Source organism: Paenibacillus faecalis, assembly GCF_900289175.1.
Taxonomy (GTDB): Bacteria; Bacillota; Bacilli; order Paenibacillales; family Paenibacillaceae; genus Paenibacillus_AQ; species Paenibacillus_AQ faecalis.
Window position 1 is genome coordinate 3,048,604 of sequence record NZ_LT985747.1, and the last position, 11,630, is coordinate 3,060,233.

Here is an 11,630-nt window from a genome sequence, read left to right on the forward strand (position 1 = left end):
GTGAAGTGGCCAGGCTATGCTTGCCTCATTCAAAAACAAGCCTATAGTAAATCCTCTTTTTGAAAAGTGCTCTTAAAACCATTTCTCTTGAATAACATCATCGTGAATTTTTTCATGATTCCGGTTTAGATTCAGCTCCGGCGTTACAATCACAGTCTCTGTTTTTTCAAAAGCTGTTTGAATCAGTTCAGGTAAATTGGACAGGGAATTTTCTACACTTTCCACAATCCGAAGGTTTGGATTCGTTGCTGGCGATTTCGGTACAAACAGTGTGCAACAGTCCTCATAAGGAAGAATGGAGGTCTCATAAGTTCCAATCTCCTTCGCCAGATTCACAATGTCATTCTTATCCATCGTTACTAACGGACGGAGAATAGGAAGCTCCGTAGCCCTTCCAATAACATTCATACTTGCCAGGGTCTGGCTCGCAACCTGGCCCAAGCTGTCTCCCGTTACAAGAGCAAGCGCGCTTTCTCGTTCAGCAATCATGGTAGCAATACGAAGCATAGCACGGCGCATAAATGTAATCATGAGATTGTCCTGCCCAATTCCGGTGAAGGAAGTCTGCACATCAGTAAAAGGTACAAGATGAAGCTTTATTTTACCTGCATAACGAGACAAGATTTGGGTCAGCTCAATGACCTTTTCTTTAGCCAGCTGGCTTGTGTATGGATAGCTGTAAAAATGAACACATTCGACCTTTAACCCTCTTCGCATCGCAGACCATGCGGCAACCGGACTATCAATCCCCCCGGACAGAAGCAGCATCGCTTTTCCGTTCGTTCCAAGCGGATATCCTCCTACGGCTGGGATAACCTCATAAAAAATGTACGTTCGATCCTGCCGGATCTCAATCTTAAGTTCAATCTTCGGTTCCTTGACCTGAACCTTAAGCTGAGGGTAAGTGTGGAGTACAGGAGAGCCAACAAGATGATTCATCTCTTGAGAAGAGTGCGGGAATCCTTTCCAAACACGTCTCGCACTTACCTTGAATGTTGTCTCGTTCGAGAGATCTACCTGTCCCAAAAATTCGATTGCAGTTTTAATAATTTCATCAAGCTCAGAAGCACTGACTCGTACAGGACTGATTGAAACGACTCCAAAAACTGTTTTGAGTACGCCAATAATTTCTTCAGCAGACTCTCCATTCAACTCAACGTATATTCTTCCATATTCCTTTAACACTTTGGCTTTAGGATATGTTTTTAGCGCTGATGTAACATGCATAAGCACCGATCTCTCAAAATGGTTTCGATTTTTCCCCTTCAAAGTAATTTCTCCAAAACGGAGAAGCAGCATGTCATATTTCAAATGGGTTTACCTCCTTTTAGCACGTAAAGGCCGCAGCTGATCGACGGACTGATGAAGAGCTTTAATTAGACGGCCTATATCATCCTCCGTATGTTCCCAGCCTAAACTGATACGGATCCCGCTTGCGGCGATGTCATCGTCTTTGCCCATGGCCTGTAAAACTCGACTTGGTTCACTATTTCTGGATGAACATGCCGATTTGGTCGATACCAACATACCATGTTCCTCCAACGTGTGGACCAGCACCTCCGGCTTCAACCCCGGATACGAGAAATGAACAATATGCGGCGCCCCTTTCTCGCTGCTGTTCAGTACAAAGTCTGGAATGTTTCGGATTTCAGTCATAAGCAAATTACGCAACCTGCCTATTTTATCATAAAAGGTTCTTTGATGCTCTTGGGCTAATCTCATCGCTTTGGCAACAGCGACGGCTGACGCCACATTTACCGTTCCAGGTCTCTGTCCGTTCTCCTGAGAGCCGCCGGACAACAGGGGAAAGAGCTCTATTCCCTCACGAACGTACATTACGCCAGCACCTTTAGGTCCTTTGAATTTATGAGCAGATAATGTATATAAATCAACCTTCCATTCTTTCAGTGAAACGGAAAGCTTGCCAAATCCCTGTACTCCGTCTACATGAAACAAGGTCCGGTTATTTTTTTCCTTGATTCGTTTTCCGAGCTCGTCCAATGGCTGAACCGCTCCCGTCTCATTATTAACATGCATAATACTAACCAATACGGTATCTTTTCTGATCGCTTGTTCAACATCAAGCGGATCAACCTTGCCAAACTCATCTACAGAAACATACGTCACTTCCCATCCTAATCTTTCCAGCTGTTTGAAGCATTCATATACCGACGGATGTTCTGTCTTGGTTGTAATGATATGCTGTCCCCGAGAACGATACTGTATCGCCGCTCCTTTAATGGCTATATTGTTTCCCTCTGTTGCCCCTGATGTGAATACAATTTCTACAGGTTGCACATCAAGTGCTGCGGCACATACTTCCCTCGCTCGTTTAAGCAGTTTAGCTGCATCCTCGCCAGCTTGATGAAGTGCTGATGGATTTCCATAATGCTTGTTCATGATTTCCGCCATTGTGTCTACAACCTCTTTGTGGGGAGGGGTTGTGGCTGCATGATCCCAATATAACATCTTCATTATCCTTCCTGTCACTTATATTTCCCATATTGTAAACAAAAACGCTGCGGCATCCTAAGGAATGAAGAGCGTTCGATCAGATCGTTATATATTAAATCATAATTCTCATATTCGCACAAAAAGATCAAACGGATTAAACGGTCTGGGAACCATGCCAGCCGTTACTCCCCGTTTGATCCTTTTGTTCGCCATGTATAGTTCAGAAGCTATGCTTCATATTTCTTACGCGCATTCATTACCTTATAAATATAAGCCTGAGTCTCCGAGGGAAGCAGATGGGCCTCAGCAAGGAGTTCTGCATCATTAGACACACCTAACCGCGCAACACGGGAAGGACCTGCGTTATAAGCAGCCAAAGCCATGGCAACCTCACCGCCGAATCTTTCCAGCTGATACGATAAATATTTCGTGCCCCCATCTATATTCTGCGCCGGGTCAAACGGATCGCTGACCCCGAGCCCACGTGCGGTTCCATCCATCAGCTGCATCAAACCTTTCGCGCCCGCCGATGAAACAGCATTCGGATTAAAAGAGGATTCTGTATCGATAACCGCTTTGATTAACGAAGTCGGTACTCCATATTTTTCCCCTGCAGCCATAATTAATTCATCATAGTTTGTTTTCACTGAAGAATCTGAGCGAAAATCCATAGCTGTCACCGCCGTAGGGTTCGTTACCTGTCCGGCAGTCTCAGCCTGATTGTCTGTAGTACCGAGCTGCTGCCATAGCAAGCCGTCCTCCCATGTAACTCCCAGGCTCAGTGTAACGGTCGTCCCTGGAGAGACAGGAGCTCCGTTCATGGCACTATGAAGTGCAGCTTTAAAATCCGCATGGTTTCCCGTCATTTCCAAACTTTTCGGCGGGCGAGCAGAATGGTTTGACGCGGAAACATGCGGCTCAACCGTATTTTTAGCCGTTACCGGATTAATCTGCATTTCATTCATTATATCTTCCCCTTAGATTTTAAAATTCCATTTTACATTCTTTTGCAACATTTCGCTATACCCTGCTTCCGCAAAAGAAACGTTTTACTTCCTAAACTATATTTCGGCATTTAAGGCCAAAAATTTAATTAAATATAACGTCAATGTAAAATGATTATAAAAAAGCAGACAACCCGTTGTAATAACGAGTTATCTGCTTAGTTGTACCGATGTTATCCCGATGAGTATCGTCTGCAATTTTATCTTACAAACGGGATGAGTATGAAATAGCTTATAGTCGCTACAATACCAAGCCCCATCGACCAAGCTCCGAGCGTTCTGCTGTCTTGAGCATAAGCATAATAGCCAAGAACCGCAGCAATCGGACCTAAAATGACAGACCACATAAATAATGAGGCAATACCAATACCGAGACCTATATATCCTGCTACACGGCCTGCAGACATGTCATCACTTTCTGAGTCATTTTCAGTGTTTCGGTTGTTTACCTCGACAGGAGCTACCTCAGCAGCAAACTCCTCCTCATCTCTGCGTGGATAATCCACACGCTCACGCTTGCTATCAACAACGATAAAGTTGTTATTGTTGTTTTTCTTACGTTTCTTGTTTTTACTCAATGCTGACACCTCCCTGTTGTTAAAAGACGGTTAAGCATGTTATCCTTCTTTCGGTTTAAATGTCAAGCAGCAAGTTGCAGAAGAAGTACTTGCCTTATCCTGATGGTTATTGACAAAATCCTCACCTGCAAACTCATCCCCTAGTTTCACCTTGGCATGACGGTCAATCTCGATCATGATCATGTCGGCACGGCATATATTTTGCTCGCCCCAATAGCTGCAGTTACTCACACTGCATTTAACGTATGGTCTGGCTTCATTGGCCATTTGGTATCACCTCGTACACATTTTCTCCGCACACACGAAGGTGTATGCACAAATTGAAATGTCAGTTGGTGTTAAGACGTACAAAAAAAGAGATGTCTTAAACGGTCCATTGACCTAAGACACCTCTTTTTGTCTATTGAAACACGATCAAAGTCATGAATCATTCCTCTAATGTTTTATGCATGTTTTCTTTCGGCCTGCATTCGGCGTGCCGTTAAATAATCACTTTCATAATAACTCAGATCATCCCGAATTTCTTCATAAATTTTCGTTATATTCATAATAACATCCCGTGCCGGACGAACTGGTTTTTTCCGAAATCGAATCGCATCCTGACCCGTATATGCATAACGGCCATCCTCAGAATAACTTTCATTTTTAGGATAAAAAAAACTGTTAACACAGCGGTGATAAACTCGATACAACTCCTTCTCGGCAAAATCAACGTCAAAATTTGGACGACGCTGAACAATACCGAGATTTTCATAGCAAACTTCCGAAAATGTAAGCAAGTGGCGTAAATCAGAAAGAAATCCTTTGTAAAAATAAATGGTTTCTTCATCCTGCTCTACAACCAGTTGAGGCAAGGCATTTTCATTCAAAAATGTTTCAACCAAGTTTATAGCCGTTTTGAGTTTTTCCCTTGTCTCCGAACACAGATTCTGAAGATTGTCTGCTGGCATGACGGTAGTTCCTCCTTAAAATGGTTACTGACTCAACATATGACTGCGCTTATGATTATGTACTATCCTACCACATAAATAGATGGTTCATGAAATTATTAACATGAAATAATACTGCTTTCAAGTATTTTTCAGGAAGTCCTTTTCCCTTAATACTTACTTTCGATTCAGACGCATAAAATACGTCTTCTCTTCCAACGCTAAAGACAAAATATTGTTCATCGACTAAGGAGAATGACTATGAATTCACGCCGTCTATGGAGTATATTGGGTACTACTGCGATTATTGGTCTGTTCATTGTCTTTTTGCTAATTCCAGAACCTGATCATCCAAAGCAAGCTTCTGAAAACAATGTAAAGCCCCTGCCTTCACGACAAGAAAATCAGCTTAAACAAACGGCTCTAGAAGGAGACCTAAGCGTTACAGATGGTTTAAGCCGAGTTGATGCCAAGCAGCATCTTCAAGCTTTACTAAAGAAAAACAACCTGGATACTCAGCAAATAAAGCAATTAATACAGAAACATCAACGCACACATAACCATTGTGAAAAATTAATATGGTACGATCTACAAAATCAAAAGCAAACCGAATTTAATATTAAAACCCGTAACATGAATGCTCAGGACAAGCAACAAATTGAACAACATTTAAGACAGGCCAAACAAAATATTCAACGTGGAAAAAGCTATGAGTCCCCGAAATTTAAAGTTGCTGGGGAGCCGTTTTTCATCGTTGCAGAGCCATCAGCAGATCATAAGCACGGTGCTGCTGCCATGATCAATCTAAGCGTCCTAACACAGGTTACGGATCATCAAAAGAAAAATTTGCGGTTGATTCCTTACCCAAAAGAAGGAAAATACAGAGTCGAATCCATTCATTCGGATACACTTCGGGACATTACGCTAAAAACCGGACATGACAATGAAAAAGCGAGCCATTTTTATGAAAATGAAATCGTCATTCGGTTTCAGCAAGATCCATCAGCACAGCAGCTGAAGCAAATTTCCAAAGAAATATCAGGCGGGACACCGCGTAAACTTGGCTATGCCTATGTTTTTCGCTCAAATGTGATGGATTATAATGCTCTTAAAGCTTATTTCAATGAAAAATGGAGCCCTAAGTACGCAGAACCGCATTACATTTATTTAACAAATGGATTTAGCAGCATAAGCGAAAAAAAGAACGACAATGTTTCCAATGATCCGATGCTTGAAGAAGCTAACATTCCTAACGACTTGCTTTTCTCACAATATCAGTGGAATCTTCCTGCTATAGAAACAAACCGTGGCTGGAATTTGTCCAAAGGAAGTGAAAATGTCATTATCGCCGTTGTTGATACGGGCGTGGATATTGACCATACAGATTTAAACGGACAGCTCGTTTCAGGCTATAATGTTATCGATCCAAAGAAAACACCAAAGGACGATGTCGGACACGGAACACATGTATCCGGCATTATAGGCGCTCTGGTGAACAATGAAGAAGGTGTGGCGGGTATAAGCTGGTACAACAAAATCATGCCTGTAAAAGCACTGGATAGCAGTGGATCAGGGACAACCTATGCAGTTGCTGAAGGGGTAATATGGGCAACTGATCACGGTGCCAAAGTGATTAACATGAGCCTTGGAAACTACGCGGATTCGCAATTTCTGCATGATGCCATCAAATATGCCTATGACCGTGATGTCCTGCTTGTAGCAGCTTCAGGAAATGACAATACAGAACGACCCGGCTACCCAGCAGCCTATCCGGAGGTGCTTGCGGTTGGAGCCACCAACAAAGATATGAGCCGTGCAGAATATTCCAACTATGGGGATTATATTGACGTTACTGCACCTGGAACCAACATTGCAAGCACCTATCCTGGGAATCAATATGCTGCTTTATCGGGTACATCGATGGCCAGTCCGCACGTAGCAGCGATGGCTGGACTCATTCGCTCCTTAAACCCTGACTTGACGAACAGGGAAGTCATGGATCTCATGATTTCCCAAGCCGTTGATTTGGGGGTCAAAGGAAAAGACAAATACTTCGGTAATGGACAAGTTGATGTCTTCCGCTCGTTGGAGGCTGCTAACAATCAGAATAAGCCTCTACAATCGTGGCCGCAAAATATACTTCAGCGGCTGCAAGAAGAGCTTCAACGTTTGAGTACAGGTAACGATAAATAACTATAAAGCAGCTTTCACCATTAAGGCGAAAGCTGCTTTGTTACATATTCGCACAAATAACAGCCATTTTTTTAAAGCACAGTTAGGCAGTTTCACCTGGTAATCGATTATTGCTTGTTTCTGGCGCGTGAAATCCGGGCAGGACGTTTCTTCTGCGATTTACTGGAAACGGTAACGTTTCCTGTACCTACACCATCCCTCGTGCATGTAACAACATGCTGTTTGACCGGAACACAATGCACCTTATCCACAACCTTAATTGGATGAATGACAGGTACGATTTGTGGAATAAAATGTTCTCTTACAATGACGATCGGTTCACATATAATAGGTGATACCGGTGGACAGACACCAGGCTTTACGCAATCCATAGGTAGACACTCCTTTCCGTTGATGATAATAGCTTATTATTGATAGGGCTATTCGGTATAGACGACTGTCCGTCAAATACGTCCATTATATAAAATAAAGCATTTGCCCGGGGTATATATAGAAAAACGCGCATCCCTCTCAGCAGAATAACTGCTGGAAAGATACGCGTTATAACGATGCATATACCGGGGTGAAACTAATAAAAAAGTTGTTGCAGTTAAGAAAGCTTACCATAAGCCGGGTTCTGTACTCTTCGTGGTCATAACGGGAACTACCCTGCCACCAGGAGTGACAATCATCTATCTAGGCCGATCATTGCTGAACGGCTCCAGCGACCAACCTGGACGCACCTCGGGCAAAGGCTGCTTCCTCGAAAGAAGCTACGTCCCATTAGGTCTTGCTCCAAGTGGGGTTTACCAGGAACGAAGTCACCAGCGTTCCTCGGGGTCTCTTACACCTCGGTTCCACCCTTGCCTGTGCCGCACATAAGCGGCCATCGGCGGTCCATTTCTGTGGCACTATCCTTCAACTCGCGTTGACTGGACGTTATCCAGCACCCTGCCCTATGGAGCCCGGACTTTCCTCTCGCGGCTCTTGGCCGCCAGCGATTGTCTGTTAAGCTTTCCGGACAACACTACATAGTATACTAGGTATTCAAAGCAGATACAACCCTTAATCGTTACCACTGCAAGAGGATTGTCCCATGAATGTATATTTATAGCCCGGTATGCCGAAGCAACAAATTTTGGGCTTACATAAACTGAAATGGTTCGGTATTGATTGTTGAAGCAACGACTTGCGTCTCATATTCTTTTTCTTGAAGCTTGTTTTTCATCCATTCTGTAACTTTTTCTTTCATAATCTTCTCCGCATTATGACCGGGATCAATAATGGCAAGTCCTGCAGCTAAAGCATCCTGCGCGGTATGGTAATCCACATCTCCCGTTACCAATACATCCGCTCCCTTAAACAGTACACTATTTACAAAGCTGCCGCCCGAGCCGCCTATGACAGCCGCCTTTTTGATCAGGCGTTCGAGATCTCCTACTACCCGGACATAAGGCACATCCAGTTTTTCTTTAACGACATCCACCATTTGACCAAGTGTAATAGGCTCCCTAAGCTTTCCAATCCGGCCCAAACCGAAGGAACGGCCTTTCAAGTCCATCGGATACAAATCATACGCCACTTCTTCATATGGATGGGCTTTGAGCATAGCCTGAACTACTTTGTTACGAATGCTAAGCGGAACAACCGTTTCAATTCGAATCTCATTTGCTCGCTCCATCTGCCCCTGCTTGCCTATAAACGGGTCTGTTCCTTCTCTTGGAATATAAGTGCCGAAGCCTTCGATATTAAAACTGCAATGACTGTAATTCCCGATCCATCCGGCTCCTGCATTCAATACGGCATCCAGCACTTCCTGATGATGGCTCTTTGGTACAAATACAACCAGCTTGGATAATTGATCCGTATGAACATCATGGATAGGCAATGTATCAACCAGCCCGAGCGCTTCAGCCATCCAATCGTTCATTCCACCTTCCGTCACATCTAGATTGGTATGACTTATGTATACGGAAATATCGTGTTTTATCAGCTTCTCATATACTTTGCCCATAGGTGTATCGGTTTGAAGCTGCTTTAATGGCCGATATATGATAGCATGGTGGGCAATAATCAGGTCTGCCCCCAGTTCAATCGCTTCTTCAACGACTGCCTCATTCACGTCCAGGGCAACCAGCACAGTCTTGATTTCCTTCTGTAAAGTTCCAAGTTGTAGTCCAATTCGATCATCCGGCATCGCTACATGCTTCGGAGCCAGCTGCTCCATAAATTGTATTACCGTTTGTCCTTTGGCAAACATGAAAGCACCTCCTGAATATACTTGATATCAGCTTTGATTTCTTCGGATTTCTGCTTGGCTGTAGCCAGATCCGATTTCGATAAAGAGCGAAGAATGCTGTTTAGCTTATCGATCTCAGATCTCCACTTGGCATGAAAGACAGGATTTGGCCGCTGTATCAGCCAAGGACCCAACCGCAGAAGCCATTCTGGTGAAAGTATAACTCCTCCATCAAGGCTGCGTTCCTGATAAAGGGTCTGATTCGTTATATCAGACTCTGATAACTCTTCCGGTACAGAGATAAGCACTTCGTAAATCTTGCCGTCTTCCTCCAAAATATGTTCATCAATGAGCAGCCATCCATGCCCCAGCAACCACTGACGAAGTGTATCTTCACCTACATTCGGCTGAAGCACAAGCTTTTTGACACCACTGAGCTTGTCTATCCCTCGGTCCAGTATGGAGGCAATCAGCCCTCCGCCCATGCCAGCAATCGTAATGACATCCACTTCACCAGGCTTAAGAACTTCAAGACCATCTCCACGGCGAACAGCAATTGTATCCGTTAATCCCGACTCTCTTACCTGTTTAACTGCCGCCTGATATGGTCCTGCATTCACTTCACCAGCGATGGCCGAAACACAAATCCCGGACCGGATTGCCGCTGTTGGCAAAAGTGCATGGTCGGAGCCGATATCCGCGAGACGGCTTCCAACAGGAATATGATCTAATATTAGCTGCAATCGATTTGACAACTTCATCATGACACCTACACAATCTATTTTTCTCAACATACATTTCTCTAAATAAAACCACCAAAGAGGCGTTATCCATATCCAATCAGCTAATCAGCAATATCCCCCTCTTCAAAAGTATAGCTTCCGTTTGGGAGATAAATACCGCAGCAAATCATGTTTAATCAATACCCTACCAAACACCATGTCAAACTGCAAATCCACAGATAGAAATGGAAGCAATTTGCAATGGCGAAGGAAAAGAGCTAAAATAAAGACCAATAAAACAAATGCAGGAAGTAATTCCAGTACAAAGAAGATGTGTGCTGCTTTTGCTTACAGCCAAGAAAAAGGACCTTGCTGCGGCATTTGCAGAAGGTCCCATAGTCACCCTATTCCAGAAAATCCTTTAGACGTTTGCTTCGGCTCGGGTGGCGAAGTTTACGGAGCGCTTTCGCTTCAATCTGACGAATCCGCTCACGTGTAACACCAAATACTTTGCCGACTTCCTCAAGCGTTCGAGTTCGTCCATCATCGAGTCCGAAACGAAGACGAAGCACGTTTTCCTCCCGTTCTGTGAGTGTATCCAGCACATCTTCCAGCTGCTCCTTGAGCAGTTCGTAAGCTGCTGCATCAGCAGGCGCCAAAGCCTCCTGATCTTCGATAAAATCTCCCAGATGTGAATCATCTTCTTCACCGATTGGAGTTTCCAAAGAGACCGGTTCCTGTGCAATTTTCATGATCTCGCGAACTTTCTCAACGCTTAGCTCCATCTCTGCTGCAATCTCTTCAGGAGACGGTTCACGGCCGAGCTCTTGCAGCAGCTGTCTGGATACCCTGATCAGCTTATTGATCGTCTCCACCATGTGAACGGGAATCCGAATGGTCCGAGCCTGGTCAGCGATTGCACGTGTGATCGCCTGACGAATCCACCAAGTCGCATACGTACTGAACTTATAGCCTTTTTTGTGATCAAACTTCTCAACCGCTTTGATCAGTCCCATATTGCCCTCTTGAATCAGATCAAGGAACAACATACCGCGGCCTACATAGCGTTTGGCGATACTTACAACGAGACGAAGGTTCGCCTCAGCGAGGCGTCGTTTGGCTTCTTCATCCCCATTCTCTATCCGCTTCGCCAACTCCACTTCATCATCAGCAGACAGCAATGGTACGCGCCCGATCTCTTTTAAATACATACGCACCGGGTCATTAATTTTGATTCCCGGCGGCAGAGAGAGGTCATCATCAATTCCAAAGTCATCGCTATTGTCCTCTTGATCTTCAGAAGGACCGTGACTTCTCTCCTCATCATTCTCATTCACTACCTCAATACCCAAGTCACCGAGCTGCTCATAGAACTCTTCCATTTGCTCAGGATCTTGGTCAAAAGGCGAAAGTTTCTCCATAATATCTTTATAGCTTAGTACGGATCTCTTTTTACCCTGTTCAATCAATTGATCTTTTACTTGATCCAGTGTAAATTCCGTTTCTAGTTCAGTATGCTGATCATTCGCCAT

General features: G+C 44.1%; 11 protein-coding genes and 1 other RNA gene. 1 reads left to right on the plus strand and 11 read right to left on the minus strand.

Features of this window, described 5'->3' with window-relative positions; translation table 11 throughout:
- Positions 1-72: 72 nt before the first annotated feature.
- The 6 genes from thiI to C8268_RS14535 all read right to left on the minus strand — a co-directional run bounded on the left by thiI (position 73) and on the right by C8268_RS14535 (position 4,986).
- On the minus strand, positions 73-1,311 hold the full coding sequence (gene thiI / locus C8268_RS14510; protein WP_106768336.1) for a tRNA uracil 4-sulfurtransferase ThiI: 1,239 nt from the start codon (positions 1,309-1,311) through the stop codon (positions 73-75).
- Between the two features lie 6 nt (positions 1,312-1,317).
- Entirely contained in the window at positions 1,318-2,469 is a 1,152-nt protein-coding gene (locus tag C8268_RS14515; RefSeq protein WP_106768337.1) for a cysteine desulfurase family protein, read from the minus strand.
- 212 nt (positions 2,470-2,681) lie between these two features.
- Positions 2,682-3,410 carry a lytic transglycosylase domain-containing protein gene (locus C8268_RS14520; RefSeq protein ID WP_420094280.1) on the minus strand — a complete coding sequence of 243 codons (729 nt, stop codon included), beginning with the start codon at positions 3,408-3,410 and terminating at the stop codon, positions 2,682-2,684.
- Positions 3,411-3,658: 248 nt separating this feature from the next.
- A complete protein-coding gene (locus C8268_RS14525) occupies positions 3,659-3,991 on the minus strand; it encodes a hypothetical protein (protein ID WP_106769962.1) in 333 nt (110 codons plus the stop codon).
- 84 nt (positions 3,992-4,075) lie between these two features.
- On the minus strand, positions 4,076-4,303 hold the full coding sequence (locus C8268_RS14530) for a DUF1540 domain-containing protein (RefSeq protein WP_106768338.1): 228 nt from the start codon (positions 4,301-4,303) through the stop codon (positions 4,076-4,078).
- Positions 4,304-4,479: 176 nt separating this feature from the next.
- Entirely contained in the window at positions 4,480-4,986 is a 507-nt protein-coding gene (locus C8268_RS14535) for a YpuI family protein (protein ID WP_106768339.1), read from the minus strand.
- 240 nt (positions 4,987-5,226) lie between these two features.
- Between C8268_RS14535 and C8268_RS14540 the strand changes: the two genes are divergently transcribed.
- The gene (locus C8268_RS14540) at positions 5,227-7,158 is read left to right on the plus strand and encodes a S8 family peptidase (RefSeq protein ID WP_106768340.1); all 1,932 of its coding nucleotides are present in this window, start codon (positions 5,227-5,229) and stop codon (positions 7,156-7,158) included.
- A 107-nt stretch (positions 7,159-7,265) separates the two neighbouring features.
- Here the strand turns inward: C8268_RS14540 and C8268_RS14545 are convergent, their stop codons facing one another.
- The 5 genes from C8268_RS14545 to rpoD all read right to left on the minus strand — a co-directional run bounded on the left by C8268_RS14545 (position 7,266) and on the right by rpoD (position 11,630).
- The gene (locus C8268_RS14545) at positions 7,266-7,529 is read right to left on the minus strand and encodes a hypothetical protein (RefSeq protein ID WP_106768341.1); all 264 of its coding nucleotides are present in this window, start codon (positions 7,527-7,529) and stop codon (positions 7,266-7,268) included.
- A gap of 219 nt (positions 7,530-7,748) precedes the next feature.
- An RNA gene (rnpB, locus tag C8268_RS14550) (RNase P RNA component class A) lies at positions 7,749-8,154 on the minus strand.
- A 127-nt stretch (positions 8,155-8,281) separates the two neighbouring features.
- Positions 8,282-9,397, minus strand: a complete 1,116-nt coding sequence (locus C8268_RS14555) for a Nif3-like dinuclear metal center hexameric protein (protein WP_106768342.1) — start codon at positions 9,395-9,397, stop codon at positions 8,282-8,284.
- Positions 9,373-10,137 carry a tRNA (adenine(22)-N(1))-methyltransferase gene (locus C8268_RS14560; RefSeq protein ID WP_106768343.1) on the minus strand — a complete coding sequence of 255 codons (765 nt, stop codon included), beginning with the start codon at positions 10,135-10,137 and terminating at the stop codon, positions 9,373-9,375. The genes C8268_RS14555 and C8268_RS14560 overlap by 25 nt, the downstream gene beginning before the upstream one ends.
- 365 nt (positions 10,138-10,502) lie before the next feature.
- Complete coding sequence (gene rpoD / locus C8268_RS14565; protein WP_106768344.1) at positions 10,503-11,630, minus strand: RNA polymerase sigma factor RpoD; 1,128 nt, start codon at positions 11,628-11,630, stop codon at positions 10,503-10,505.